Below are 25,976 nucleotides of genomic sequence, written 5' to 3'. Positions count from 1 at the left end.
GGGGTTTCGGCACTACTAAGCGGTAACTTATTGGGTTCGCTGTCGAGCGTACCCAGTTATTCCGCCGCACTGTAGCCGCGTACGCGGTGATCTGCGTCGCTCGGGTGGGCCCGCCGCCGCCCGTCGCCCCGGCGCCGCGCCGCGCCGATCAGGGCCGCGGGCGTACGCAGGAGGAGAACGGCGTCCAGTCCCATCCCATGGTGCTCCACGTAGTGCTGGTCCAGCAGCAGGGGCTCGTCCCACGGCAGGGGTGAGCCCCGCCTCACCTGCGCCAGTCCCGTCAGTCCCGGCTTGACCCGGTGCCGCCAGGCGGCACCCGCGCCGGGAGCGCCCGGTGCCAGCGGGGCGGGTCCCACCAGCGACATCTCGCCCCGTACGACGTGGGGCAGGCGCGACAGCGCGTCGAGGCGCAGCCGGCGGACGGGCAGGGTGCGCAGGGTGAAGGGCCGGCCGTGCAGGCCGGTCGTCGTCTCCCGCAGGAAGACGCCGCCGGGCGGGCGGCGCAGGGCCCGGGCGGCCGCGGCGGCGAGGAGCGCGGGGGCGGCGAGGACGAGGAGGACGGAGCCGAGGGTCAGATCCAGGATGCGCTTGGGGTGCATGGCGCGACACCTGACGTTCTGGGAGGCCGTGGCGGGGCGGTGGGGGCGTCGTGGCGCCGTCGCGGGGCCCGGACGGCGTGGGGTGAAAGGTGCGGAAGATGTGGAAGGCGAGGAAGGTGTGGATGGTTGGAATGGTCCGGTGCGGTGAAGGATAGGGCGGGCGGCTGCCCGAGCCCGGTCCGACGCGCCGCCCGTTGCGCATAAGGGCCGGATAAAAGTTGAGCCCGGCCGACTCAGGTCCGTTGACCGCGGCAGGCGAGTGGTGCATCCTTGAGTCTGTTCCGCTCAAGTCAGCTGGAGGAATCGAAATGGCACGTGCGGTCGGCATCGACCTGGGCACGACTAACTCCGTCGTCAGCGTTCTGGAAGGCGGCGAGCCCACCGTCATCACCAACGCCGAGGGCGCCAGGACCACGCCGTCCGTCGTCGCCTTCGCCAAGAACGGCGAGGTCCTCGTGGGTGAGGTCGCCAAGCGGCAGGCCGTCACCAACGTCGACCGGACCATCCGCTCGGTCAAGCGCCACATGGGCACGGACTGGAAGATCGAGCTGGACGGGAAGAACTTCAACCCGCAGCAGATCTCCGCGTTCATCCTGCAGAAGCTGAAGCGGGACGCCGAGGCGTACCTGGGCGAGAAGGTCACGGACGCGGTCATCACCGTCCCGGCGTACTTCAACGACTCCGAGCGCCAGGCCACCAAGGAGGCCGGCGAGATCGCGGGGCTGAACGTCCTGCGCATCGTCAACGAGCCGACCGCCGCCGCCCTGGCGTACGGCCTCGACAAGGACGACCAGACGATCCTCGTCTTCGACCTCGGCGGCGGCACCTTCGACGTCTCGCTGCTGGAGATCGGCGACGGCGTCGTGGAGGTGAAGGCCACCAACGGCGACAACCACCTCGGTGGTGACGACTGGGACCAGCGCGTCGTCGACTACCTGGTCAAGCAGTTCCAGAGCGGTCACGGCGTGGACCTCTCCAAGGACAAGATGGCGCTCCAGCGCCTCCGCGAGGCCGCCGAGAAGGCGAAGATCGAGCTGTCCTCGTCCACCGAGACCTCGATCAACCTCCCCTACATCACGGCGTCCGCCGAGGGCCCGCTGCACCTGGACGAGAAGCTGACGCGCGCCCAGTTCCAGCAGCTCACCGCCGACCTGCTCGAGCGCTGCAAGATCCCGTTCCACAACGTCATCAAGGACGCGGGCATCCAGCTCTCCGAGATCGACCACGTCGTCCTCGTCGGCGGCTCGACCCGCATGCCGGCCGTCGCCGAGCTCGTCAAGGAGCTGACCGGCGGCAAGGAGGCCAACAAGGGCGTCAACCCGGACGAGGTCGTGGCGATCGGCGCCTCGCTCCAGGCCGGTGTCCTCAAGGGCGAGGTCAAGGACGTCCTGCTCCTCGACGTGACCCCGCTGTCCCTCGGCATCGAGACCAAGGGCGGCATCATGACCAAGCTCATCGAGCGCAACACCACGATCCCGACGAAGCGCTCCGAGATCTTCACCACGGCGGAGGACAACCAGCCGTCGGTGCAGATCCAGGTCTACCAGGGCGAGCGCGAGATCGCCGCGTACAACAAGAAGCTCGGCATGTTCGAGCTGACCGGCCTCCCGCCGGCCCCGCGCGGCGTCCCGCAGATCGAGGTCTCCTTCGACATCGACGCCAACGGCATCATGCACGTCACGGCCAAGGACCTCGGCACGGGCAAGGAGCAGAAGATGACCGTCACCGGCGGCTCCTCCCTCCCGAAGGACGAGGTCGACCGGATGCGCGAGGAGGCCGAGCGGTACGCGGAGGAGGACCACAAGCGCCGCGAGGCCGCCGAGACCCGCAACCAGGGCGAGCAGCTCGTCTACCAGACCGAGAAGTTCCTCGCCGACAACGCCGACAAGGTGCCGGGCGAGGTCAAGTCCGAGGTCGAGGCGGCGGTGAACGAGCTCAAGGAGAAGCTGAAGGGCGAGGACACCGCGGAGATCCGCACCGCCACCGAGAAGGTCGCGGCCGTCTCCCAGAAGCTCGGCCAGGCCATGTACGCCGACGCGCAGGCCGGTCAGGCGGCGGGCGGCGCCCAGGCGGGCGCCGAGGGTGCCGAGGGCGCCAAGGCCGACGACGACGTGATCGACGCCGAGATCGTCGACGACGAGAAGCCGAAGGGTGGGGCCGCATGACGGAGGAGACCCCGGGCTTCGAGGAGAAGCCCGACGTCCCCTCCGGCGCCGCCTCCGACGACGCCGTCGAGGCCGCCGAGAGCCCTTCCGCCGAGGAGGGCGCGGCGGCCCCGGCCGGGGACGCGAACCAGACGGACCAGTCGGTCGGCCTGACCGCCCAGCTGGACCAGGCCCGCACCGCGCTCGCCGAGCGCACCGCAGACCTGCAGCGGCTTCAGGCCGAGTACCAGAACTACCGCCGCCGGGTCGAGCGGGACCGGGTCGCGGTGAAGGAGGTCGCCATCGCGAACCTCCTGTCCGAACTGCTGCCCGTGCTCGACGACATCGGCCGGGCGCGGGAACACGGCGAGCTGGTCGGCGGTTTCAAGTCGGTCGCCGAGTCGCTGGAGACCACCGTCGCGAAGATGGGCCTCCAGCAGTTCGGCAAGGAGGGCGAGCCCTTCGACCCGACGGTGCACGAGGCGCTGATGCACTCGTACGCGCCGGACGTCACCGAGACGACCTGCGTGGCGATCCTCCAGCCGGGGTACCGGATCGGCGAGCGGACCATCCGTCCCGCGCGTGTCGCCGTCGCCGAGCCCCAGCCGGGTGCCGCGCCGGCCTCGAAGGAAGAGCAGTCGGCCGACGAGGAGAGCGGTGGCCCCGAGGAGGGCTGACATCAGCGGGGCCGGCGGTCACGGGACCGCCGGCCCCGGAGCCGGCATGGTGGCCGTCCGGGAGGAGGGACGTCGATGAGCACGAAGGACTTCGTCGAGAAGGACTACTACAAGGTCCTCGGCGTCCCCAAGGACGCCACCGAGGCGGAGATCAAGAAGGCGTACCGGAAGCTCGCCCGCGAGTTCCACCCGGACGCCAACAAGGGCGACACCGCCGCCGAGACCCGCTTCAAGGAGATTTCCGAGGCGAACGACGTCCTCGGCGACCCCAAGAAGCGCAAGGAGTACGACGAGGCGCGCGCCCTCTTCGGCAACGGCGGCTTCCGGCCCGGTCCCGGCGGCGCGGGCGGCACGTTCAACTTCGACCTGGGCGACCTGTTCGGCGGCCAGGGCGGGGCGGGCGGCGCCGGCGGCTTCGGCGGCGGGCTCGGAGACGTCTTCGGCGGCCTGTTCAACCGGGGCGGCGCCGCCGGTGCGCGCACGCAGCCGCGCCGCGGCCAGGACGTGGAGTCCGAGGTGAGGCTCAGCTTCACCGAGGCGGTCGACGGGGCCACCGTTCCGCTGCGCATGTCCAGCCAGCAGCCCTGCCGGGCCTGCTCCGGCACGGGCGACAAGCACGGCACGCCCCGGGTCTGCCCGACGTGCGTCGGCACCGGCCAGGTGTCGCGGGGCTCGGGCGGCGGCTTCTCGCTGACCGACCCGTGCATGGACTGCAAGGGCCGCGGACTGATCGCCCAGGATCCGTGCGACGTGTGCCACGGCAGCGGCCGCGCCAAGTCGTCGCGCACCATGCAGGTCCGCATCCCGGCGGGGGTCTCCGACGGGCAGCGGATCAGGCTGCGCGGCAAGGGCGCGCCCGGTGAGCGCGGCGGCCCGGCCGGCGACCTGTACGTGGTCGTCCACGTCGGCGAGCACCCCGTCTTCGGCCGCAAGGGCGACAACCTCACCGTCACCGTGCCCGTCTCCTACCCGGAGGCGGCCCTCGGCGGTGAGATCAGGGTGCCGACCCTCGGCGGGCCACCGGTCACGCTGAAGATCCCCCCGGTACGCCCAACGGCCGCACGATGCGGGCCCGTGGCAAGGGCGCGGTCCGCAAGGACGGCACACGCGGCGATCTGCTGGTGACGGTCGAGGTCGCCGTGCCGAAGGAGCTGGACGGCGAGGCGCGCGAGGCTCTGGAGGCGTACCGTCGAGCCACCGCGGGCGAGGACCCGCGGGCGGATCTGTTCCAAGCCGCGAAGGGGGCTTGAGGTAATGGACGCACGCCGACGCAACCCGTACAAACTGACCGACGAGACCCCGGTGTACGTCATCTCGGTGGCGGCGCAGCTCAGCGGGCTGCACCCGCAGACGCTGCGCCAGTACGACCGGCTGGGGCTCGTCTCCCCGGACCGTACGGCCGGCCGGGGCCGGCGCTACTCGGCCCGCGACATCGAGCTGCTCCGCCAGGTGCAGCAGCTGTCGCAGGACGAGGGCATCAACCTGGCCGGGATCAAGCGCATCATCGAGCTGGAGAACCAGGTCACCGCCCTGGAGGCCCGTGTGGCCGAGCTGACCTCGGCCCTGGAGGGCGCGGCGGTGGCGATGCGTCAGCGGGAGGCGCAGGTGCACGCCTCGTACCGGCGGGACCTGGTGCCCTACCAGGACGTCCAGCAGACGAGCGCGCTGGTGGTGTGGCGGCCGAGCGGCAGGCGCGGCGGCGAGTAGTACGCGGCGGAGGGTGCGGGGAGCACCGGAGGCCGGCGCGGGGCCCCTCTCCGGAGGGGCTTCGCGCATGTGGCGGCACCCTGACGCGCACGGAGGGGAAGGCGGTCCCGGCGGTGTTCCCGTGGCGGGACACGGGGCGCGGACGGACGCCACGGCGGCGGGCGGCACGTACCGGTGTGTCGTACCCGGCCGGGAGCCGGCGCGCGGACGGGCGGCCCCGTACGGCGGTCCCGTACGGCGGCCCGCCGGATCAGAGGGCGGCGCCGAGGCGGTGGAGGCCGCACGCCGAACGCCCGGGGCGCCGGCGAGGCACCCGGTGGGGCGGCGGGCAGCGGCGGGGCGGCCGGGTGCGAGGCACCGGGGCGGGGCGGGGCATCGAGGGGCCGGACGGCGGGGGGCCCGGCGGCGGGAGGTCCGGGCACGGCGCGACGGGGTGCCGCACCGGGACGGCCGGGCGGCGGAGCGCTCGGCGGAGTGGCGGGGTGACCAGGGAGGGGCGGCCGGTCAGCCGTGGCGGGGCACCTGCTCCCGGTCCTGCCCCTGGCCGCACTCCGACTCCGGGCACTGCTCCTGGTCGAGGATCCCGGACCGGGCGATGAGGTAGCCGAGCTGGGCACGACTGCCACTGCCGAGGACGGAGGCGAGCTTCGCTATGTGGGCGCGGCAGGTGCGGACGTTCATGCCGAGGCGGCGGGCGATGGCCTCGTCCACATGGCCCTCGACGAGGAGCTTGGCGATGGAACGCTGGGTGCCGCTTATCCCGTCGAGGGCGGGCGTGTACGTGACGATCTCCTCCTCCCAGGGGATGCCGTGCAGCCAGAACTGCTCGAAGACGCCGACGAGGTACTGCACCAGCCCCTCGTGGCGCAGCTCCAGCGCGACCTGGCGGTCGCTGCGGGCCGGGATGAAGGCGACCTTGCGGTCGATGATGATCAGCCGGTCGACGATCTCCTCGAGCGTGCGCACCTCCAGGCCGTACGGGGTGATCCGCTCGACGTACCCCATGGTCGCCGAGTGGTGCCGGGCCGTGTGCTGGTAGAGGGTCCGCATCCGGACGCCGCGGCCGAGGAGGGGTTCCACCCGGCGCAGGGCGGCCTTGACGTTCTCGGGTCTGCGCCCGCTGCCGGGCTGGATGGTGAGGAGTTCGACCGCGCACTCGTCCGTCACGCGGTCGAGTTCGGCGTTGATGACGGCCAGTCCCTCGAGGACGTTGATCGCGTCGCTGGTGCGGGGGGCCGCCGCGGTGATCGTCATGAACGGCTCGAACGCGTCGGTCAGCGACAGCGCCCGCTGCCGCCGCTGCTGGATCTCCCGCTCGATGGGGTGGATCAACTGGTTGAGGGCGATGGACGGGGGTACGGGCCGCAGCCACTGCGGGTCGTCCGGATCCGGATGCAGCAGGGCGAGGTCGATGAGGCAGGGTGCCGCCTCGATCTCGGAACGGGCTATCCGACCGTCGCGCAGGGCGGCCGCGTACAGGCGCCTTCCGGCTTCGCACGGCTCGTCGTGACTGTGCCCGGTTTCCGGATTGTCCGATTCTGGCCGCATCTGCACCCCCCTCAGGGTCCTGTATTTCAGGAACATGATGCCTGTATCGGCTGGTGGAAGCGTTCGGAGTGAGCCATCGTCGTAAACGCGGGGGAGGAGGTAAGGACAAAAAGAGGTGGAGATCGTCCATGACCAGGATGGTTCGTGCACTTAGCGTCATAGCTGTCGCCGCGGCGGCTGCGTGCGGTGTCGTCGACCTCAGCGGCGAACCGTCGTGGGAAACAGTGTCCGCGGGCAGTGCCGGCGTGGGTGAGCCCTCGTGGGAGTCCGGACCGGCGAGGGTGGGTGAGCCCTCGTGGGAGTCCGAGCCGACGAGGACGGGTGAGCCCTCGTGGGAGTCCGGACCGGCGAGCGCGGGTGAGCCCTCGTGGGAGTCCGAGCCGGCGAGCGCGGGTGAGCCCTCGTGGGAGTCCGAGCCGACGAGGACGGGTGAGCCCTCGTGGGAGGTCGCCCCTCTGCCGGTCTCCGGCGGGCGCTCCTCGGAGGGCACCGGATCCGCGTCGGCGGGTGCCGTCGCATGAACGTCCCCGACGACCCCCGCTTCCGCCGCGAGATGGCGTCCGCCTACCGGTCCGGGTGGCACTTCATCGACCTCGTCACCGCAGTGCCGCAGGGTGGCGACTCGCTGATGGTCACCCTCTTCGGGGAGCCGATCGTCATCACCCGCGGGGAGGACGAGGACATCCGCGCCTACCGGTGCCTCCGCCGGCCGCGCGGCGCGCCGAAGCCCGTCCGCTGCGCGGTCCGCTACGGAATGATCTTCGTCAACCTCGACCAGCGGGACCACCAGCTCGTCGAGGCCCAGACCACCTCCGCCACCCCCGCAGCGCCTGAGCGATTCCCCCGTCGTTACAGATCGTTCAGGCGCTTCCCCCCACACAGCGGCGCCATCGTGGACCTGAAACACGATGGCGCCGCTGTGCTGCGCGCGCACGGAACGGACCCCGCCCACGGGCCGCGCGCTCCCCTAGGCGCGGCCCATCGCCCGGGTGAGGGCGATCTCGACCACGACCCGGTCCGGGTTCGGCGCCGGTGTGCGCCCGTACCGCTCGGCGTACCGGGCGACGGCGTCCGCGACGGCGTCGGGCTCGGTGCGGACCACCGCGCGTCCTTCCAGCGTCGCCCAGCGTCCGGCGTCCACCTGGCACACGGCGACCCGCGCACCGCCGGGGCCGGCGGCCAGGACGTTGGCCACCTTCCGGCTGTTCTTGTTGGCGATCACGCGCGCGACGCCCTTCTCGCCCCCCTCGGGGTCGTACGTCACGCCCACCGCCACGACGTGCGGGGTGCCGTCCGGGCGGAGGGTCGTCAGGGTGCAGATGTGCCGCTCCCGCCAGAAGCTGACGTAGGAGGCGCCGGGGTTGCGCAGGTCGATCGCCATGGGCCGGAACCTACCGGTGGTCGCTGGCCCTCACCACCTTGAGTGGAATAGACTCAATTTTATGGACGTTGGCTGAGTCATGTCCGGTGGGCACCCACACCGGCAACCGAGGAGGACCAAGCACAAGTGGACGCCGAGCTGACCAACAAGAGCCGGGACGCTCTCACCGCCGCCACCAACCGCGCCGTGTCCGACGGACACCCGGACCTCACCCCGGCGCACCTGCTGCTGGCGCTGCTCTCCGGCCAGGACAACGAGAACCTCACCGACCTGCTCGCCGCCGTCGAGGCCGACCAGGCCGCCGTGCGCTCGGGCGCCGAGCGGCTCCTCGCCGGCCTCCCGAGCGTCACCGGGTCGACCGTCGCCCCGCCGCAGCCCAACCGCGACCTGCTGGCCGTCATCGCCGACGCCCAGGCCCGCGCCCGCGAGCTCGGCGACGAGTACCTGTCGACGGAGCACCTGCTCGTCGGCATCGCCGCCAAGGGCGGACCGGCCGGCGAGCTGCTCACCCGGCAGGGCGCCGACGCGAAGAAGCTGCTGACCGCCTTCACCGCCTCCCGCGGTACGCGCCGGATCACCACCCAGGACCCGGAGGGCCAGTACAAGGCACTGGAGAAGTTCGGCACGGACCTCACCGCCGCCGCCCGCGAGGGCAGGCTCGACCCGGTCATCGGCCGCGACCAGGAGATCCGCCGCGTCGTGCAGGTGCTGTCGCGGCGCACCAAGAACAACCCCGTCCTCATCGGCGAGCCCGGCGTCGGCAAGACGGCGGTCGTCGAGGGCCTCGCCCAGCGCATCGTCAAGGGCGACGTCCCCGAGTCGCTGCGCGACAAGCGGCTCGTCGCCCTCGACCTGGGCGCCATGGTCGCCGGGGCGAAGTACCGGGGCGAGTTCGAGGAACGGCTGAAGACCGTCCTCTCCGAGATCAAGGAGAGCGACGGCCGGGTCGTCACCTTCATCGACGAACTGCACACGGTCGTCGGCGCGGGCGCCGGCGGCGACTCCGCCATGGACGCGGGCAACATGCTCAAGCCCATGCTGGCCCGCGGCGAGCTGCGCATGGTCGGCGCGACCACGCTCGACGAGTACCGCGAGCGGATCGAGAAGGACCCGGCGCTGGAGCGCCGCTTCCAGCAGGTCCTGGTCGCGGAGCCGACCGTCGAGGACACGATCGCCATCCTGCGCGGGCTGAAGGGCCGGTACGAGGCCCACCACAAGGTGCAGATCGCGGACTCGGCGCTGGTCGCCGCCGCGACGCTCTCCGACCGGTACATCACCTCCCGCTTCCTCCCCGACAAGGCGATCGACCTCGTCGACGAGGCGGCGTCCCGGCTGCGGATGGAGATCGACTCGTCGCCCGTGGAGATCGACGAGCTGCAGCGCGCCGTCGACCGCCTCCGCATGGAGGAGCTGGCGCTGAAGAGCGAGACCGACCCCGGTTCCGTGCAGCGCCTGGAGAAGCTGCGCCGCGACCTCGCCGACAAGGAGGAGGAGCTGCGCGGCCTGACCGCCCGCTGGGAGAAGGAGAAGCAGGGCCTCAACCGCGTCGGTGAGCTGAAGGAGCGCCTCGACGACCTGCGCGGGCAGGCCGAGCGCGCCCAGCGCGACGGCGACTTCGACACCGCGTCCAAGCTGCTGTACGGGGAGATCCCGGCCGTGGAGCGGGAGCTGGCCGCGGCGACGGAGGCCGAGGAGGAGGCCGCCAAGACGACCGGCGGCACGGACAAGATGGTCAAGGAGGAGGTCGGCCCCGACGACATCGCGGACGTGGTCGGCTCCTGGACCGGCATCCCCGCCGGGCGGCTTCTGGAGGGCGAGACGCAGAAGCTGCTCCGCATGGAGGAGGAGCTCGGCAGGCGCCTGATCGGGCAGACCGAGGCCGTCCGGGCCGTCTCGGACGCCGTGCGCCGCACGCGCGCCGGCATCGCGGACCCCGACCGGCCGACCGGTTCGTTCCTCTTCCTGGGCCCGACCGGCGTGGGCAAGACGGAGCTCGCCAAGGCGCTCGCGGACTTCCTCTTCGACGACGAGCGGGCGATGGTCCGCATCGACATGTCGGAGTACGGTGAGAAGCACTCCGTCGCCCGCCTCGTCGGCGCGCCCCCCGGCTACGTCGGCTACGAGGAGGGCGGCCAGCTGACGGAGGCGGTGCGCCGCCGCCCGTACAGCGTGATCCTGCTGGACGAGGTGGAGAAGGCCCACCCCGAGGTCTTCGACGTCCTCCTCCAGGTCCTCGACGACGGCCGGCTCACGGACGGACAGGGCCGCACGGTCGACTTCCGCAACACGATCCTGGTGCTCACCTCCAACCTGGGCAGCCACTTCCTGATGGAGCCGACCACGACGGAGGCGGAGAAGCGCGAGCAGGTCCTGGAGGTGGTCCGCGCCTCCTTCAAGCCGGAGTTCCTGAACCGGCTGGACGACATCGTGGTCTTCTCGGCGCTCACTCGCGACGAGCTCGCCCGCATCGCACGGCTCCAGGTCGGCAGGCTGGCCCGCCGCCTCGCGGAGCGCCGCCTCACGCTGGACGTCGCCCCGGCGGCCCTGGAGTGGCTCGCCGACGAGGGCAACGACCCGGCGTACGGCGCGCGGCCGCTGCGCCGCCTGGTCCAGACGGCCATCGGGGACCGCCTGGCGCGGGAGATCCTGTCCGGCGGGATCCGGGACGGCGACACGGTCCGCGTGGACCGGGTGGACGGCGACCTCTCGGTGGCGCCGGTGCGGTGACCCCGCCGGATCCGGCCGCGCCCCGCCCCGGCGGGGGCGCGGCCGGATCAGCCCGCAGCGGATCGCGGCCGGTCGGGCTTGCCACCGACGGGTCCGGATGGGGGAGGATGGCGGCTATCCGTACGAAGGGAAGTACCCGGTGAGCATCGACCCGTCCTCGATTCCGAATTTCGGGGGACAGCCCCAGCCCCAGGCCGCGGGGCCGGCGGGCCCCGTCGTCCCCGACCAGGACCTGGTGAAGCAGCTCCTGGAGCAGATGGAGCTCAAGTACGTCGTCGACGACGAGGGTGACCTCGCGGCGCCGTGGGAGGACTTCCGCACCTACTTCATGTTCCGCGGCGAGGCGGAGCAGCAGGTTTTCTCCGTGCGCACGTTCTACGACCGCCCGCACCCGGTCGAGGACCGCACCAAGATCCTGGAGACCATCGACGACTGGAACCGCCGCACCCTGTGGCCCAAGATCTACACCCACCTCCACGAGGACGAGCAGGGCGGCGCCACCGTCCGGCTCATCGGCGAGGCGCAGATGCTCATCGGCATGGGCGTCAGCCTGGAGCACTTCGTGTCGTCGACCGTCAGCTGGGTCCGCGCGTCGATCGAGTTCGACAAGTGGATGGTGGAGCAGCTGGGCCTGGAGCCCGGTGAGGGCGCCGAGGGCGACGAGGTCTGAGCGGCCCCGCGGCCCCCGCGGGCGCGATCCGGCCGGGGCGGTGACCGTACGAGTCACCGCCCCGGCCGCGCGTCCGGCGGCTCCGGCCGGAGGCGGGCGAGGCGGTCGGCGGCCTCCCGCAGCACCGCCTCCTTCTTGCAGAACGCGAACCGGACCAGCGTCCGCCCCGCTTCCGGGTGGTCGTAGAAGACCGCGTTGGGGATGGCGACGACCCCGCACCGCTCGGGCAGCGCCCGGCAGAACGCCACGCCGTCCTCCTCGCCCAGCGGCGCGGCGTCCGCGGTGACGAAGTACGTGCCCCGCGGCCGGTACACCTCGAAACCGGCCGCCGCCAGCCCCGCGGCGAGGAGGTCCCGCTTGCCCTCCAGGTCCGCCCGCAGCGTGTCGAAGTACGACTCCGGGAGCCGCAGCGCCTCCGCGACGGCGTACTGGAACGGCCCCGACGCCACGTACGTGAGGAACTGCTTCGCGGTGCGCACGGCGGCCGTCAGCGCGGGCGGCGCGGTCAGCCAGCCGACCTTCCAGCCCGTGAACGAGAAGGTCTTCCCTGCGGACGAGATGGTCACCGTCCGCTCCCGCATCCCCGGGAGCGTCGCGATCGGCACGTGCTCCGCCCCGTCGAAGACCAGGTGCTCGTAGACCTCGTCGGTGACGACCAGCAGGTCCCGCTCGACCGCGAGCGCGGCGACGGCGGCCAGCTCCTCGCGCGTGAGGACGGTGCCGGTGGGGTTGTGGGGGGTGTTGAGCAGGAGGAGCCGGGTGCGGTCGGTGACGGCCGCCCGCAGCTCGTCCAGGTCGAGCACGAACCGGCCGCCCGCCGGGTCGGGGCGCAGCGGGACGGGGACGCGCGTGCCGCCCGCCATGGCGACGCACGCCGCGTAGGAGTCGTAGTACGGCTCCAGGGCGACCACCTCGTCACCCGGTTCGACCAGCGCCAGCAGGGACGCGGCGATCGCCTCCGTCGCGCCCGCGGTGACCAGGACCTCGGTGTCGGGGTCGTACGCGAGGCCGTACCGCCGCCGCTGGTGGTCGGCGATCGCGGTGCGCAGCTCGGGGACGCCGGGGCCGGGCGGGTACTGGTTTCCGCGCCCCTCGCGCAGGGCGCGCACGGCCGCCTCGCGGATCTCCTCGGGGCCGTCGGTGTCGGGGAAGCCCTGCCCGAGGTTGACGGAGCCGGTGGCGGCCGCGAGGGCGGACATCTCGGCGAAGATCGTCGTACCGAACCCGGTGAGGCGGCGGTTGAGCGGTGCTCTGGTCATGGCGCCATCCTGCGGGCAAACGGGGCGCCGCCTCAAGCACGGGCGCGCGCGGGCGGACGAAACCTCTGAAGTTCCTCAAGTCCGGGTTGGGCGCGTCGCCGGGAGGGGCATCCCCCAGGCACACACCACACGGGGGAGGAGGCACGGGATGGTACTGGCTGTGATCATCGGCATGGCGGTGCTGGTGGGGATCCTCGGGATCGTCCTCGCCGTCGCGCGTGCGGCGGGCGGGGGGAGCGGGCGCCGCCGGCACGCCTCGTCGTCGCGCGACGGCGGAGGAAGCAGCGGGGGCGGTTGGTGGGACGGGGGCGGCTCCTCGTGCGGCGGGGGGTCGTCGTCGTGCGGGAGCGGGGGAAGCTCGTCGTCGTGCGGTGGCGGTGGCGGCGGCGGTTGCGGCGGGGGCTCCTGAGGGAGGGAGGTGGCCGACATGTCCGGGACGATCGTGGTGTCCGGCGCGGTGCTGCTGCTCCTGACGGGGTTCATGGCACTCACGGGGGGCCGCTCCCCGCGCGGTCGCGGCGACGGCGGTGGAGGCGGCACGGCCGGTGACGCCGGCGGGGGGACCCCATGGGCCGACTCCGGCGGTGGAGCGTCCCGCGGCGGGGGAGAGGGCTCCCGCGGCGGGGGAGGGGGTTCCCGCGGCGGGGACGGCGGGTGGGGAGGCGGCTGACGAGGGGCGGCCGGCCCGCCGGCCGAGCCGGTGGCGACGGAGGCCCGGCGGGTTCCAACACCCGCCGGGCACCGCCTTGTTTGAGAACGGGCGCCCCATCTTCCTTGGAAGGGTGAACAGTTGAGCCCCCATGCCCCCGAGGGGATGTATTCGCAACCGAGTTGGCCCAAGACGCTGTGAGCATCGCCGGTTCGTGATTCGCTCGTAGTCGAGTACCTCGAGCCCTCGGACCCGCGCGGACATCGAGCCGGTACCTCGAGTCCCCGGAACGTCTCGCGGGGGCGACGCCACCCCCCGGTCCACCGTCACGTCACCGTGCTTGCGGAGCTGTCCCATGCTCACCACCCTTCAGACTGCGTACACCGACACGCGTGCGGCCGATCTGGCCTGGACGCTGGGGAAGGAGGCCCTGCCCGCCCTCGCCGTGCTCGATCTCGAACTGGGCGGGACCAGGCTCCAGATGAGGCTCCTCGGGGCGTCCCACCAGGTACTGCTGGAGGAGGGGGGCGTCGGCTGCTCGGAGACGGTCGCCTGCATGCCCGGCAGCAGCACGCCGCTTCCCCTGGGCGTGTCCAGGCGGGTCGGAGGGTGGGAGTACGAGTTCGCGGCACACGTGGAGACCCTGGCGCCCGGGGTGTTCGCGGAACGGGCGCAGGAGCTGCTGGGGCTGGTCGCCGACCACCCGCAGGCCCTGGCCGGGACGTTCCCGGGCTCGCCGTACGCGTTCACGGCCATGCTGGCGCGGCGGGACGGAGGCCGGGTGCGGTGGCGCACCTGGCACGCGTACCCCCAGGAGGGGCAGCTGGTGGTGACCCGGACCAGCGTCGGGTTCGCCTTGCGGGACCGGAGCCGGCGGCGCCCGTGTGAGTGAGGGCGGACGCCGGGGCCGGGGACACGCTCGCGGCGCCCCCGCACGCCGTCGGTCCCGCCCTCCTCGAAGGGTGCCGTGAGGAGGGCGGGGTCCGGTCCCGGCGCGTCGCCGTGCGGACCGTCCCCGCTTCCGGCCGCCGAGTTCGCGACGGGCCGCGCGCGGTGGAGGTACGGGACGGCCCGGCGTGGGTAGGCTCGGCTGCCATGGAGCATGAGGTGTTCGTCCCGGTCCCCGTGCCGTTCCTCCGGTCCGTCCTGACGGACCCCGTGCGCGTCGCCCGCTGCGTCCCGGGGCTCCAGCAGGACGCCGACGCGTCGGCGGACCCGCTGGCGGGCCGCCTCAGGGTGCGCACCGGCGGGCAGACCATCACCTACCGGGGCACGCTGCGCCTCGCCGTGCGGGACGACGGCGGGTACGACGTGGAGGGCGAGGGCGTGGAGGGCGCGCGGCGGCGGCGGTGTGAAGGTCACGCTCACCGCCCGGCTCGCCCCCGCCGAGGGCGGCACCGGCCTGGCGTTCACCGGCACCGCGAGGGCCGAGGGCCGCCTGGCCGAACTCCCCGGCGACACGCTCGCGACGACGGCGCGCCGCCTCCTGGACCGCTTCGGCGAGGCCCTCGCGGAGGAGGCGTACCGGACCCCGGGCGACGACGCGGCCACGGCCGGGACGGGCACCGCCGTCGAGGAGGCCGCCCCGGACGAGGGCCCGCGTGCCGCCGCCGGCGCGGACCTCGACGGCACGGGGGACGGAGAGGACACGGGGGGCGCCGGCTCCGCCGGAGTCGAGCGGCCCGGTGTGTTCGACGCGCCCGTCCCGCCGTCCTCACCGGACCCGTTCGCCGCGGACGACTTCCCGGTCGACGACGTCGAGCCGCCCGCCGAGGCCGCGCACGCCCGCCGGACGATGATCGGGCGCAGCGCCGAGGAGGTCGACCACGCCCCGCCGCGCGGCCGGTACGCGCCCGTACCCGGTCCCGACACGTCCGCCGGGGCCGGTGTGCTGCGCTGGCTCGTCCCCGCCGCCGTCCTCGTCCTCGCCTCGGTGATGGTCCTCGGCCGCGTACTGCACCGCCGGAAGCGGCCCCGGCGCACGTAGGGTCGGGCGGTGTGAGCATGAGCGAAGAGGTCCGGCTGGACGCCGGAGACGTCGAGTTGACCATCACGCCGGAGAACGGCTGCCGCATCGCGAGCCTGCGCGTGGCCGGTACCGAACTGCTGCGCCAGGGCGAGCGGTACGGCTGCTTCCCGATGGTGCCCTGGTGCGGGCGGACCGACCGGGGGCGCTTCCTGAACGGCGCGACGTGGCACCGGCTGCCGCTCAACGCCCCACCGCACGCCATCCACGGCACCGGCCGCGACACCGCCTGGCGCACGGTCCGCGCCGGCCGGTCGGAGGCGGCGTTCACGTACGACCTGGCCGGCCCGTGGCCGTACCCCGGCCGGGTCACCCAGACCTTCGAGCTGAGCGGCACCTCGCTCACCCTGGGGCTGGGGATCGAGACGTACGGCGACTCCTTCCCGGCGCAGGCCGGTTGGCACCCGTGGTTCAACCGCGTCCTCGACGGCAGCGCGGTCGAGATCGACTTCTCGCCCGAGTGGCAGGAGGAGCGCGGTGAGGACCACCTGCCCACCGGCCGCCGCATCGCGCCCCGACCCGGCCCGTGGGACGACTGCTTCGGCACGCCGGACGGGGTGGACACCACCCTCACCTGGCCGGGGCGGCTGGAGCTGAAGGTGACCAGCCGCGTCCCGTGGGTCGTCGTGTACGACGAGCAGGAGGCCGCCGTGTGCGTGGAGCCCCAGTCGGGCCCGCCGAACGGACTGAACACCGCGCCGCGCCTCGTCACCCCCATCGACCCGCTGGAGGTCGCGTCGGTCTGGACGTGGCGCCGCCTCTGACGTGTGGCCCGTCCGGCGCGGCTTAAGCTCGGGGCATGGACGTACGAGCGGATCTGCTCCAGCAGATCAAGGACAAGGCCGTGGTGCACGGCAGGGTGACCCTCTCCTCGGGTCTGGAGGCCGACTACTACGTCGACCTCCGCCGGATCACGCTGGACGGCGCCGCCGCGCCGCTCGTCGGTCAGGTCATGCTCGACCTGACCGCCGACCTCGACTACGACGCGGTGGGCGGCCTGACCCTGGGTGCCGACCCGGTCGCCACGTCGATGCTGCACGCGGCCGCCGCGCGCGGCCGCACGCTGGACGCGTTCGTCGTCCGCAAGGCGGCCAAGGCGCACGGCATGCAGCGCCGCGTCGAGGGACCGGACGTCAAGGGCCGCCGCGTCCTGGTGGTGGAGGACACCTCCACCACCGGCGGCTCCCCGCTGACGGCCGTCGAGGCGGTCCGGGAGGCGGGTGCCGAGGTCGTCGCGGTCGCCACGATCGTGGACCGGGCGACCGGCGCCGGCGAGAGGATCAGCGGGACGGCCGGCGTGCCGTACCGGTACGCGTACGCGCTGGAGGAGCTGGGCCTGGCCTGACCCGCTCACGACCCGCGAGGCGTGCGCCGTTTCACGTGAAACGGCGCACGCCTCGCGCATCATCGGAGGGCGTCCGGGGGAAGGAGCCTCGGAGCCCGTCTGGGAAGATGGGTGCGACGATGACGTCGCCCCCCAGGTCAGGGATCAGCAACGCACGCAACCGCAGATCACAAGGAGCGGACAGATGCCCATCGCAACCCCCGAGGTCTACAACGAGATGCTCGACCGGGCGAAGGCAGGCAAGTTCGCCTACCCGGCCATCAACGTGACGTCGTCGCAGACCCTGCACGCCGCCCTGCGCGGCTTCGCCGAGGCCGAGAGCGACGGCATCATCCAGATCTCGACCGGCGGCGCGGAGTTCCTGGGCGGACAGCACAACAAGGACATGGTGACCGGCGCGGTCGCCCTGGCCGAGTTCGCGCACGTCGTCGCCGCGAAGTACGGCATCACGGTCGCGCTCCACACCGACCACTGCCCCAAGGACAAGCTCGACGGCTACGTGCGCCCGCTGCTCGCCGTCTCCGCCGAGCGCGTCGCCAAGGGGGAGAACCCGCTGTTCCAGTCCCACATGTGGGACGGCTCCGCCGAGACCCTCGCCGACAACCTGGCCATCGGCCAGGAGCTGCTCGCCCAGGCCGCCGCCGCCAGGATCATCCTCGAGGTCGAGATCACGCCGACCGGTGGGGAGGAGGACGGCGTCTCCCACGAGATCAACGACGAGCTGTACACGACCGTCGACGACGCGATCCGCACCGCCGAGGCCCTCGGGCTGGGCGAGAAGGGCCGCTACCTGCTGGCCGCCTCCTTCGGCAACGTCCACGGCGTGTACAAGCCGGGCAACGTCGTGCTCCGCCCCGAGCTGCTGAAGGACCTCCAGCAGGGTGTCGCCGAGCGCTTCGGCAAGGCCGACCCGTTCGACTTCGTGTTCCACGGCGGCTCCGGCTCCACGCAGGAGGAGATCTCCACGGCGCTGGAGAACGGCGTCGTCAAGATGAACATCGACACCGACACGCAGTACGCCTTCACCCGCCCGGTCGCGGACCACATGTTCAGGAACTACGACGGTGTCCTGAAGGTCGACGGCGAGGTCGGTTCGAAGAAGGCGTACGACCCGCGCAGCTGGGGCAAGCTCGCCGAGGCGAGCATGGCCGAGCGCGTCGTCGAGGCGTGCCGGGCGCTGCGCTCCGCGGGGACGAAGCTGAAGTAGGGCACCACGGCACCGGGCCCGGCACCGCCCATCGGGCCCGCTCCGCAGGAGCCCCACGGCACGCGGCACCACGTACGGATTCGGTGCGGCGGGCGTGCCACGCGGCACCGGCTCCTTCCGGTGGGACCACCGCCCGAGCCGCACGGGGTGCCGGACCCGGGGTCGCCCACGGTCTGCGGCACGGACCCCTGCCCGGCGCCCGAGGTGCCGGGCAGGGGTCCGCCCACGCGTCGAGCGGGGCGTGTCCGACCACACCGACCGTCGGTGTGCTGGCCGTCCCGGAGACCGTGAGGGACCGGTGGGCGCGCCGCCGCAGCGCGGACGTCGGAGACGGCCGGCCCTCGCCCCGTCCGGCCTGACACGCGTACACGGCGAAGGGCTCCGCGCGGATCAGCCCTGGCCGCCCGCGGGGCCGACGCGGTGGTCCGCACCCCGACCCGTGTGGCGGCCCGGCCGGCCGTAGGAGACTGGGATGGCCATTCACGAGAACCTCCTGGGGAGACCGACCCCTCACCCACCTGCCCAACGGCCCGGAGCCGCGCGAGCTGCTGGCGTCCGGCACCGCGCCCGAGGAGGTGGCCGCGAAGCACCCTGCGTCCTCGCTCGCCTGGGCACACCTCGCGGACGCGGCGTACCAGGGCGGCCGCACCGTCGAGTCGTACGCGTACGCCCGCACCGGCTACCACCGGGGCCTGGACGCTGCGCCGCAGCGGCTGGAAGGGCCACGGCCCCGTGCCGTGGGAGCACAGCACTACGCGTGATCGTGCGCCTTCCCCGTTCCATGCCGCCGTTTCCTGAGCGACAGAGGCACGGATATCCCGACTGCGGTGATCGTTACCGCTTCAGCTCGGCGTATGCCTCGGTGCTGCTGTCCTTGAGGAATTGCCAGCACCGCTCCGTTTCGTCCTTCTCGTTGATCTCGCCGGCGGCACGGGCGAGGGCGGCAAGGCAGCGCAGGAACCCGCGGTTGGCCCGGTGCTCCCAAGGGATGGGGCCGTGCCCCTTCCAACCGGCCCGGCGCAATGCGTCCAGACCACGGTGGTAACCGGTGCGCGCGTACGCGTACGACTCGATCACTCGGCCCGCCTCGAAAGCATCGTCGGCGAGCATCGCCCAGGCGAGCGAGAACGTGGGGTCCTTCGCCACCACTTCGACCGGTGACCGGGATCCCTCATTCAGGAGGCGGTACGCCTCTTCGTTTTCCGGCAGGTAGGTCGGCTCCGGGCCACCGAGCAGGTTCTTGTGCGTCGTCATGGAAGCAGTCTGCCACCCGGGGGCGGGTGTCCGGAGTGCCCGCAAGGAGAATCGGCCGTGGTCCAAGTGGAGATGGGAACGACGCCGGGCGCAACCGGTGGCGATATGCGACGGTCCGGCGCATGGCGGCACGGCGGGGGACTTCCGTGGCCGTACAAGTGGGCGTTCGCATCCGGATCAGCAAGGGTGGCGAGACTGAAGGGCCGGGCGTCGCGAGGAAAGAGGAGGACCGCCGACTGTACTGCGTTGCCCGAGGCGGGATGTCACCAGGATTTACGAGGGCAACGACCTCTCCGCGTACAAGCACACGACGGTACGCCCCGAGTCCTGGCAGATGCTGGAAGACCTGAAGGTCGGGTGGATCGACGGTGTCGTCGTCTGGGACATCGATCGTTTCACACGCCGGTCGCGCGAACCGGAGGCACGGGTCCACGAGTACGGGGACGCCGAGCGCGGAAGTACCACCTCGTCTTCGACTCCGTCTCCGCGTCGAACATCGACCTCTCCACGCAGAGCGGCCGGTTCGTCGCACGGATCGAGGTCACCGTTGTCGACAAGTCCTCGGCGGGCGCCTCACGACGTACGACGCGCAAGCACCTGGGGCCGGCGACGCAGGGTAGGCTCCCCGGCGGCCGGGCACCGTACGGATGGAACTGCGGGGGCCGCAGGACGCTGGTTGCGGAAGAAATCGACGATTTCCGTAAGGCGGTAGAGACTTCCTGGAAGGAGTCCGGCGGGCATCGATTGTATGTTCCTGGCAGGACAAGGAGTCAGATCGCACAGTGACGTTTTCTCAGCGGTTGTCACTTCCATGAGTTGTTGAGGACGAGTGCGGCTTGGGCGATGCGTCCGATCCGGCTGGGGCTGAGCGTGACGTGCTGCAGCGCGCGCCAGCGCTGCTTGAGTTCAGCGGCGGCCCGTTCGCCCAGGGCCCGGATGCCGCCCAGGGCCCGGATGCCGCGCAGGAGCCGGTTGTGGGCGCGGTTGTCCGGCGCGAGCGGGGAAGCGATGTCGGGGTGCGGACGGAACGGGGTGTGGATGCCCTTGCCGGCGCCGGTGTAGCCGACGTCGGCCAGCGTCGGCAGACCGGCGCGGGCCGCCGCGTACAAGGCGGGCAGGGCATGGATGCGGGCGGCACGCAGGCCGTGGACGGATCCGGGTTCGACGTCGGAGACCCACAGCGGGGTGCCGTCGGGTGCGGCCACGAACTGGATGTTCCCGGCGAAGTGCCGAGCCTTGCCGGAGTACCACAGGTCGTTGCCCTTCTCGGTAGTCCCGGCGACACGGTCGCAGGAGACCAGGGTGCCGTCCAGCACCACGTGGCTCATCTGCCGCGCGCGGCAGCGGTCCAGCACCTCATGCAGCTCGGGGGCCTGGTCGGCCAGGACGTCGATTGCCTCGTGGAGGTAGCGGTAGCCGGTGGCCTGCGAGATTCCCGCATCGCGGGCCAGGCAGTGCACGCAGCCGGCCTCGCGGAACCAGCGCAGCACGAAGACGGCCTGCCGGAACGGGCTCAACGCCCGGGAGCCCTTCGGGGTGCCGATCCGGCGGCGGTGGCCGGCCAGCAGCCGGGCCACGTATTCCACCACGTGGCGCGGGACGTCGAGCATGGCAACATAGGTGACCAACGTGAAGCCTCTGGTGCAACGGACGATCTTGTGGTGAGAACCGTCCTACCAAAGGCTTCACGTCTGTCCGCACCCGGGCCACCGCTGTCCGACCCAACCCTTAACGCCCTGATCAACCCACTTCCCGAAGATTATTTCGCTGAGAAAACGTCAGTGAGCCCTTTCCAACCTGCGGATCCAGTCTGGCGGTTGGCGTGACAAACGAGCGAAGCCCCTGGTAGACGGGTTCACGACCAAGATCACCTGTTCCGCCAGAGGCTTCACATGCTTGTCTACCCGTCCGGACTGGACCTGTCCAGCGCGCATCTTCGTTTCCTCACCGCCCGTCTTCGTGAACGCCGCCGTGCGATCGGCAGCCGGTGGCGTCGGCTGAACGCCGGCCGGCAGGCTCTGCTCGCGCTCGCCCACCTGCGCCACGGCCACCCGTACGCCCACCTCGCGGCCGGGTTCGATATCGGGACCACGACCGCCTACCGGTACATCACCGAGGCCGTGGAGGTCCTGGCCGCACTCGCTCCCAGCCTTGCCGAAGCAGTACGGACCGCATCGTCGAAGGCGTTCGTACTGCTGGACGGGACGCTGCTGCCGATCGACCGGACCGCTGTGGACCGGCCCTTCTACTCCGGAAAGCACAAGAAGCACGGCATGAACGTGCAGATCCTCACGGACCCGGCGGGCAGACTCCTGGGGGCCTCACCGGCCCTGCCAGGCGCCATCCACGACATCCGCGCCGCCCGCGAGCACGGCATCATCGAGGCTCTCGCCGAAGCCGGTGTCCCCTGCTGGGCGGACAAGGGCTACCGAGGAGCCGGAGCTGCAGTCCGTGTCCCCATCTGGGGCCGCTGGGAGCGGCCCTCTGCAGGTCAGCAGGCCGTCAACCGGTCCCACGCGAAGATCCGGGCCCTTGTCGAACCTGCCATCGCGGGTCTGAAGACCTGGCGCCTCCTGCGCAAGATACGTTGCTCGACCACCCGCATCACCCGCCTCGTCCAGGCAGTCCTCACCCTTCACCTCACCAGCACGAACTGAGGATGGAAAAGGCTCTTTGGCAACACAGCCGGAACCAGCCTGGTGAGATGCACGCGTCAGCCGCGCGATGGAGTCGCCCCCGACGAACATTCGAACCACGAACGGCCCACGGCCGTCGAGCCGCGTCGGCCTGCCAGCTGACGGCCTGTTCACGCGGTCAAATGTCGACAGGAGAGGAACGTGCCGCCTTCCTGGGCCGCGATTACCCCGCCAACGGCGTGCAAGGTGACACTCGGCCGAAGGCGGGCGGTGCCTCCTGCACGCACGAGCGGACGTTCCCATTCCAAGATCATGTTTAAGTCATTGAAGTCGAGTTGGAGAAACGTTTCAGTCAATGGCTTCGCCTGCGGTGGATATTCGACCCCGCAAAGTGTTCGACCCCTCTCCGGGGTTCTCATGCGAGAGCCCGTCACAGGAGGCCCGTCAGGGCCTCAGGGAGGGAACGAGATGAACAAGAGAATTGCACGCCTCGCGGTAGCCGGCGCTGGCCCGGTGGCCGTTCTGGGTAGCGCCCCGGCGTTCGCGCTGAGCTCGTCGACGGCCGGCTCCTACGCGTACACCTCGACGAAGAGCGTGTCCAATGACACCGCCAATGTAAAGGACACGAGCGGTGACAGCCGCTCCGCCTACGGGGAGTACTACCGCAAGGCGGATCCGGGCGTCACCAAGACTCTCTGGAACAAAAGTGGTGCCGGTACTGTCGTGTCCTCGACCGGGGGTACGTCGATCTACCAGATTCGCGCGTGCCGTCAGGAACAGTGGGCGTCCGACACCTGCGGCCCCTGGGCTGCGTGATCGTGGCCGGAGCTGATTGCCGTAAGTTGTAATCATCGGCTCCGCCTGCTCAAGTCATCGGGCCGACCGCATTCAGCGGTCGGCCCGATTCCGTTCACGCGAATGAGGTTGGGATGTCAGACAGAGGGGCCGCCGTTACGGCCATGAGCCGGAGCACGGAGGGAACGGGTAGGCCCTCCCTCGACGTGCATGGACTGTCCTGCCGGATCGGGGACCGGCAACTGCTCGAGAGCGCCGAATTCGACGTGGCGGTCGGTGAGTCCGTAGCGGTCATGGGACCCAGCGGGAGCGGCAAGAGCACTCTGCTTGCGTGTCTTCTGGGGCTGGTCAAGCCCCAGGAGGGAACCGTGAGTGTGGCGGGCACGGACATCACCGGCCTGGGTCGGCGCGAGCTGGCGCGACACAGGCGCGACCACATGGGTGTGGTGTTCCAGTTCGGTGAACTGCTGCCGGAGCTCACACCGGTGGAGAACGTGGCGCTGGCCGCACTGCTGGCGAGCGTTCCGCACACCGAGGCGTACGCCCACGCAGCAACACTGCTGAAGGAGCTCGGTGTCCCCGCTGACAGCACTCCCACGGCTCAGCTCTCCGGGGGAGAAAGACAACGAGTCGCAGTGGCGCGAGCTCTGATCAACAAGCCCACGATTCTCCTCGCGGACGAACCGACGGGTGCCCTCGACATCCGCAACCGAGATGCCGTGGCCGAGCTGCTCTTCTCGGTTCCCCACCGCTGGGGCTGCGCGCTTCTGGTCGTCACCCACGACATCGAGATCGCCAACCGGGCTGATCGTTGTCTCGTACTGTCGGACGGGCGCCTGATCCTGACCGACGAGGCCGGCGGTGAGGCGTGATGGGGGGCAAACGACTGGGCGTACAGCTACTGCGGGTCGGCCGGGCCGCGGGCGCGGGCTCGCGCGGAGGCCTCATCAGAGCCGTCGCACTGTTGTGCGCGGCGGCGGCCCTCGTGCTGGGCGGAGGAGCACTCGTCACCGCTACTGCCGTGTACGAAGACATGACGCGGAAGTCAGAAGCGCGCAGCCCGCGTGTGCTTGAAGGGCATCCCGCCGAGAAGCCCATCGCCTTGTGGAAGCCGGGCTTCGATGTGGTGGACGGCCTGCAGTACTCCGTGATTTCGGTGGTTCCACTGTCCGCTGATGCCCCTCCGCCACCCGGTGTGAAGGCCTGGCCCGGCCCAGGCGAGGCAGTGCTGTCACCGGCCCTTGCGGAGGTCGGCGCGGTGGAAGGGATCACGGACCGGCTGGGACGAGACGCGGGTCGAATCAGCGAGGCCGGTCTCTCCACCCCCTCGGAACGACTGGCCTACGTTCGACCCTCCGAGCCCCTGGTCGACGAGGAGGGGATGTTCACGATCACCGGTTACGGTGCCCCGGGCCCCCTCGTGGGCGATCCCCTGTTCGTCGAGCCCCTGGAGCTGTTCGCGCTCGCCGTCGTCGGTCTCATGATCTTCCCCGCCGGAGTGCTCGTGGTGATCGCGGCCAGGGTGGGCGGCGAGGCGCGGGACCGAAGGGCGGCCTTGCTGGACGCTCTCGGCGCCAGTTCGACGGCCCGGGCGCTGGTCAACTTGGGCGAAGCGGGGCTTCCGGTCGTCCTCGGCGCGGCGCTCGGCCTCGGAGGGCTCGTGGCCCTGGTCGCAGCGGGTGCCACCCTTCCGTTCACGGATTTCGTCGTCCCCGCCGAGACCACCCGCACCGCCACCGTACCGCTGGTGCTGACGGCCCTCGCGTGCGTTCTGTTGGTCCTTCTCGTAGTGATCGTGTTGCACCGGCACAACACGTCGCACCCCACCACCCGACCCGGAGGTGGAAGCCGCAGGATGCCCCGCTGGTGGCCCGCGCTCTTTCCGGTGGCACTACTGCTCGCGACCAGAGGTCCCGGACTCCTCGCGGCCGACAGCCCGAGGTTGTTCCTGGCCGTCTACTTCGTGGGAGTGCTGACCGTGTTCGCTACCCTGCCGTCCGTTCTCGCTCTGGCAGCCGCTGCCCTGGGACGACTTCTCACGCGGATCGGACGCCGGTACGGCGGCAGGGGCACTCTGATCGCCGGACGGTGGCTGGTCGCACAACCCGGTGTCACCGCCCGGCTGGTCGCCGGATTCGTCGTCGCCATCGGTCTGATCGGCCAGGTCCAGCTCAACACGAGTCGCTTGAGCGAGCCCATGATCGCAGCCAAGGCGACAGCCGAACGCGTCGGCACGAGCGTCGTCACCGTCGCGACACCGCGGGGCGACACCCGCACGCCGGCCTTTCTCGCTGACGTACCCAAGGACGTGGCGGTGTTCTCCCTACGTACTGGACCGGTTCCCGACGGAACCGTACAGTCCGTGCTTCAGGCACCATGCGAGCAGCTCCGGGTCATCCACCGGGCGTGCAGCAAGAACAGCTCCCCGGCAACAGTCGTGGACCGTGACAACAGGCTGGCCGAACTCGCACGGTGGCACGCCCCCAGTGGGCAGATCCAGCTGAGGGAAGGTCCGCTCCTCGGCAAGGTGTCAGCCGAGGAATCCAGCCAACTGGTGCTCATGTCGGTGTCGGGGAAGGACCTGGATGTCGCCGCGGTGAAGCGGGCGGCCAACCGCCACCTCGCCATGGCGACCGTGGTGGAGGCTCCCGGCGGGGGCTGGCTGAGCAGCTCCCTGCTCCGCGAGTCCCGGGTGAACTGGATCATGCTTCTCGGCTGCTTCGCGCTGATCGTCGTTGGTCTGGCCATCGGTCTCAACAGCATCGCCGAGTTCCTCCGTCACAGCAGGTCCTTCGCCCCGCTCGGCGTACTCACGGGGCGTCGCGGACTCTTTGTCTCGGTCGCGGCGTGGGTCCTGCTCATGCCCACCGTTCTCGCGGCCGTCATCGGGGCGGTCGTGTACCTCTGGCTCTCCGGTCCCTACACAGACCCTGTGGTCGGCGCACAGCTGTCGTGGCCGGTACTCGGCTACCTCATGGGTGGCGTGCTGATCCTCAGTGCTGGAATCTGGGGATGTGGGGCCTGGTCATCGGCGCGAGGTGCCTCCCACTGGCGTCCGGCCGCAGACTGACCAGGAGCCGGACCCACCGGACCACCCTCGTCCACCCGATGGTTCGAAGGGTGGTCCGGCCTGTCTCTGTCGCGGGTCGGTCCGCGTTGGACACCGCCTGGCCGCGTCGGTCAGGCCACGGCTCGTACGTGCCGCCGAGACAGCGGGGGAAGGGTCCTGAACAGATGGCGAAAGGTGTGTCTCATCCATGCCCTTCGGAGCGGCGAGCAGCGGTCGACACGGGTATCCCGACGTCCAGCAATGCCACCACGCCGGAGGGTGCCTCCGCAGGCGGGGCGGCAA

Annotated in this window: 20 protein-coding genes and 4 pseudogenes; 18 read left to right on the top strand and 6 right to left on the bottom strand. The window is 71.4% G+C overall.

Translation table 11 applies throughout. The annotated features are described in order from the left end of the window. Window positions 1-56: 56 nt before the first annotated feature. Entirely contained in the window at window positions 57-599 is a 543-nt protein-coding gene (locus LUW75_RS11495) for a sugar transferase (RefSeq protein ID WP_250335533.1), read from the bottom strand. A gap of 308 nt (window positions 600-907) precedes the next feature. Between LUW75_RS11495 and dnaK the strand changes: the two genes are divergently transcribed. The 4 genes and pseudogenes from dnaK to LUW75_RS11475 all read left to right on the top strand — a co-directional run bounded on the left by dnaK (window position 908) and on the right by LUW75_RS11475 (window position 5,127). Next, on the top strand, window positions 908-2,764 hold the full coding sequence (dnaK, locus tag LUW75_RS11490; protein WP_250335532.1) for a molecular chaperone DnaK: 1,857 nt from the start codon (window positions 908-910) through the stop codon (window positions 2,762-2,764). Then, window positions 2,761-3,420, top strand: a complete 660-nt coding sequence (grpE, locus tag LUW75_RS11485; protein WP_250335531.1) for a nucleotide exchange factor GrpE — start codon at window positions 2,761-2,763, stop codon at window positions 3,418-3,420. The genes dnaK and grpE overlap by 4 nt, the downstream gene beginning before the upstream one ends. A gap of 75 nt (window positions 3,421-3,495) precedes the next feature. Then, window positions 3,496-4,670: pseudogene (dnaJ, locus tag LUW75_RS11480) on the top strand (molecular chaperone DnaJ). Window positions 4,671-4,674: 4 nt separating this feature from the next. Continuing rightward, a complete protein-coding gene (locus LUW75_RS11475) occupies window positions 4,675-5,127 on the top strand; it encodes a heat shock protein transcriptional repressor HspR (RefSeq protein WP_250335530.1) in 453 nt (150 codons plus the stop codon). 504 nt (window positions 5,128-5,631) lie between these two features. On the opposite strand, the gene LUW75_RS11470 is transcribed toward LUW75_RS11475, so the two are convergent. Then, window positions 5,632-6,711 (bottom strand): helix-turn-helix transcriptional regulator, encoded by a 1,080-nt coding sequence (locus LUW75_RS11470; protein ID WP_349816414.1) that lies wholly within the window; start codon window positions 6,709-6,711, stop codon window positions 5,632-5,634. Window positions 6,712-7,192: 481 nt separating this feature from the next. Here LUW75_RS11470 and LUW75_RS11465 point away from each other — a divergent pair. Then, window positions 7,193-7,498: pseudogene (locus LUW75_RS11465) on the top strand ((2Fe-2S)-binding protein); the annotation flags it as partial. Between the two features lie 144 nt (window positions 7,499-7,642). Here the strand turns inward: LUW75_RS11465 and LUW75_RS11460 are convergent. Then, complete coding sequence (locus LUW75_RS11460; RefSeq protein ID WP_250335529.1) at window positions 7,643-8,056, bottom strand: pyridoxamine 5'-phosphate oxidase family protein; 414 nt, start codon at window positions 8,054-8,056, stop codon at window positions 7,643-7,645. 126 nt (window positions 8,057-8,182) lie between these two features. On the opposite strand from LUW75_RS11460, the gene clpB reads away from it, so the two are divergent. Together clpB and LUW75_RS11450 are read left to right on the top strand one after the other, a co-directional pair. Continuing rightward, window positions 8,183-10,783, top strand: a complete 2,601-nt coding sequence (clpB, locus tag LUW75_RS11455) for an ATP-dependent chaperone ClpB (RefSeq protein ID WP_250335528.1) — start codon at window positions 8,183-8,185, stop codon at window positions 10,781-10,783. 139 nt (window positions 10,784-10,922) lie between these two features. Then, a complete protein-coding gene (locus tag LUW75_RS11450; protein ID WP_250335527.1) occupies window positions 10,923-11,453 on the top strand; it encodes a type III secretion system chaperone family protein in 531 nt (176 codons plus the stop codon). A gap of 53 nt (window positions 11,454-11,506) precedes the next feature. On the opposite strand, the gene LUW75_RS11445 is transcribed toward LUW75_RS11450, so the two are convergent. Further along, window positions 11,507-12,712, bottom strand: a complete 1,206-nt coding sequence (locus LUW75_RS11445; protein ID WP_250335526.1) for a pyridoxal phosphate-dependent aminotransferase — start codon at window positions 12,710-12,712, stop codon at window positions 11,507-11,509. A 1,004-nt stretch (window positions 12,713-13,716) separates the two neighbouring features. Between LUW75_RS11445 and LUW75_RS11440 the strand changes: the two genes are divergently transcribed. The 6 genes and pseudogenes from LUW75_RS11440 to LUW75_RS11415 all read left to right on the top strand — a co-directional run. Continuing rightward, window positions 13,717-14,253: a DUF2617 family protein gene (locus LUW75_RS11440; protein ID WP_250335525.1), complete on the top strand. Its 537-nt coding sequence runs from the start codon at window positions 13,717-13,719 to the stop codon at window positions 14,251-14,253. A gap of 203 nt (window positions 14,254-14,456) precedes the next feature. Beyond that, window positions 14,457-15,348: pseudogene (locus tag LUW75_RS11435) on the top strand (SRPBCC domain-containing protein). An 11-nt stretch (window positions 15,349-15,359) separates the two neighbouring features. After that, the gene (locus LUW75_RS11430) at window positions 15,360-16,151 is read left to right on the top strand and encodes an aldose epimerase family protein (protein WP_250335524.1); all 792 of its coding nucleotides are present in this window, start codon (window positions 15,360-15,362) and stop codon (window positions 16,149-16,151) included. A gap of 35 nt (window positions 16,152-16,186) precedes the next feature. Continuing rightward, window positions 16,187-16,732, top strand: a complete 546-nt coding sequence (gene pyrE / locus LUW75_RS11425) for an orotate phosphoribosyltransferase (RefSeq protein ID WP_250335523.1) — start codon at window positions 16,187-16,189, stop codon at window positions 16,730-16,732. 166 nt (window positions 16,733-16,898) lie between these two features. Continuing rightward, window positions 16,899-17,939 carry a class II fructose-bisphosphate aldolase gene (gene fbaA / locus LUW75_RS11420; RefSeq protein WP_284453876.1) on the top strand — a complete coding sequence of 347 codons (1,041 nt, stop codon included), beginning with the start codon at window positions 16,899-16,901 and terminating at the stop codon, window positions 17,937-17,939. 472 nt (window positions 17,940-18,411) lie between these two features. Further along, window positions 18,412-18,698 (top strand): annotated as a pseudogene (locus LUW75_RS11415) (DUF3151 domain-containing protein); the annotation flags it as partial. A gap of 75 nt (window positions 18,699-18,773) precedes the next feature. Here the strand turns inward: LUW75_RS11415 and LUW75_RS11410 are convergent. Then, on the bottom strand, window positions 18,774-19,193 hold the full coding sequence (locus LUW75_RS11410; protein ID WP_250335521.1) for a DUF3151 domain-containing protein: 420 nt from the start codon (window positions 19,191-19,193) through the stop codon (window positions 18,774-18,776). 241 nt (window positions 19,194-19,434) lie between these two features. Here LUW75_RS11410 and LUW75_RS24635 point away from each other — a divergent pair, with 241 nt between their 5' ends. Beyond that, window positions 19,435-19,905: a recombinase family protein gene (locus tag LUW75_RS24635; protein WP_349816464.1), complete on the top strand. Its 471-nt coding sequence runs from the start codon at window positions 19,435-19,437 to the stop codon at window positions 19,903-19,905. A gap of 91 nt (window positions 19,906-19,996) precedes the next feature. Here the strand turns inward: LUW75_RS24635 and LUW75_RS11405 are convergent, their stop codons facing one another. After that, window positions 19,997-20,821, bottom strand: a complete 825-nt coding sequence (locus tag LUW75_RS11405) for a transposase family protein (protein ID WP_250335520.1) — start codon at window positions 20,819-20,821, stop codon at window positions 19,997-19,999. A 264-nt stretch (window positions 20,822-21,085) separates the two neighbouring features. On the opposite strand from LUW75_RS11405, the gene LUW75_RS11400 reads away from it, so the two are divergent. From LUW75_RS11400 to LUW75_RS11385, 4 genes are all read left to right on the top strand, one after another. After that, a complete protein-coding gene (locus tag LUW75_RS11400; protein WP_250335519.1) occupies window positions 21,086-21,850 on the top strand; it encodes a transposase family protein in 765 nt (254 codons plus the stop codon). A gap of 447 nt (window positions 21,851-22,297) precedes the next feature. Then, window positions 22,298-22,645 carry a hypothetical protein gene (locus tag LUW75_RS11395; protein WP_250335518.1) on the top strand — a complete coding sequence of 116 codons (348 nt, stop codon included), beginning with the start codon at window positions 22,298-22,300 and terminating at the stop codon, window positions 22,643-22,645. A gap of 113 nt (window positions 22,646-22,758) precedes the next feature. After that, on the top strand, window positions 22,759-23,496 hold the full coding sequence (locus LUW75_RS11390; RefSeq protein WP_349816413.1) for an ABC transporter ATP-binding protein: 738 nt from the start codon (window positions 22,759-22,761) through the stop codon (window positions 23,494-23,496). A gap of 149 nt (window positions 23,497-23,645) precedes the next feature. After that, window positions 23,646-25,694, top strand: a complete 2,049-nt coding sequence (locus LUW75_RS11385; RefSeq protein ID WP_250335517.1) for an FtsX-like permease family protein — start codon at window positions 23,646-23,648, stop codon at window positions 25,692-25,694. Window positions 25,695-25,976 lie beyond the last annotated feature (282 nt).

The organism is Streptomyces sp. MRC013, from assembly GCF_023614235.1.
GTDB lineage: Bacteria > Actinomycetota > Actinomycetes > Streptomycetales > Streptomycetaceae > Streptomyces.
This window is presented reverse-complemented; position numbering and strand designations above follow the sequence as displayed.

What these genes read in the sequence shown, in the direction of transcription:
- LUW75_RS11390 (WP_349816413.1), top strand. Translation starts at nt 22,759, where the DNA reads ATGTCAGACAGAGGGGCCGCCGTTACGGCCATGAGCCGGAGCACGGAG.
- pyrE (WP_250335523.1), top strand. Translation starts at nt 16,187, where the DNA reads ATGGACGTACGAGCGGATCTGCTCCAGCAGATCAAGGACAAGGCCGTG.
- grpE (WP_250335531.1), top strand. Translation starts at nt 2,761, where the DNA reads ATGACGGAGGAGACCCCGGGCTTCGAGGAGAAGCCCGACGTCCCCTCC.
- LUW75_RS11495 (WP_250335533.1), bottom strand. Translation starts at nt 599, where the DNA reads ATGCACCCCAAGCGCATCCTGGATCTGACCCTCGGCTCCGTCCTCCTC.
- LUW75_RS11470 (WP_349816414.1), bottom strand. Translation starts at nt 6,711, where the DNA reads ATGTTCCTGAAATACAGGACCCTGAGGGGGGTGCAGATGCGGCCAGAA.
- LUW75_RS11475 (WP_250335530.1), top strand. Translation starts at nt 4,675, where the DNA reads ATGGACGCACGCCGACGCAACCCGTACAAACTGACCGACGAGACCCCG.
- LUW75_RS11400 (WP_250335519.1), top strand. Translation starts at nt 21,086, where the DNA reads ATGCTTGTCTACCCGTCCGGACTGGACCTGTCCAGCGCGCATCTTCGT.
- dnaK (WP_250335532.1), top strand. Translation starts at nt 908, where the DNA reads ATGGCACGTGCGGTCGGCATCGACCTGGGCACGACTAACTCCGTCGTC.
- LUW75_RS11460 (WP_250335529.1), bottom strand. Translation starts at nt 8,056, where the DNA reads ATGGCGATCGACCTGCGCAACCCCGGCGCCTCCTACGTCAGCTTCTGG.
- LUW75_RS11410 (WP_250335521.1), bottom strand. Translation starts at nt 19,193, where the DNA reads ATGACGACGCACAAGAACCTGCTCGGTGGCCCGGAGCCGACCTACCTG.
- LUW75_RS11395 (WP_250335518.1), top strand. Translation starts at nt 22,298, where the DNA reads ATGAACAAGAGAATTGCACGCCTCGCGGTAGCCGGCGCTGGCCCGGTG.
- LUW75_RS11445 (WP_250335526.1), bottom strand. Translation starts at nt 12,712, where the DNA reads ATGACCAGAGCACCGCTCAACCGCCGCCTCACCGGGTTCGGTACGACG.
- LUW75_RS11440 (WP_250335525.1), top strand. Translation starts at nt 13,717, where the DNA reads ATGCTCACCACCCTTCAGACTGCGTACACCGACACGCGTGCGGCCGAT.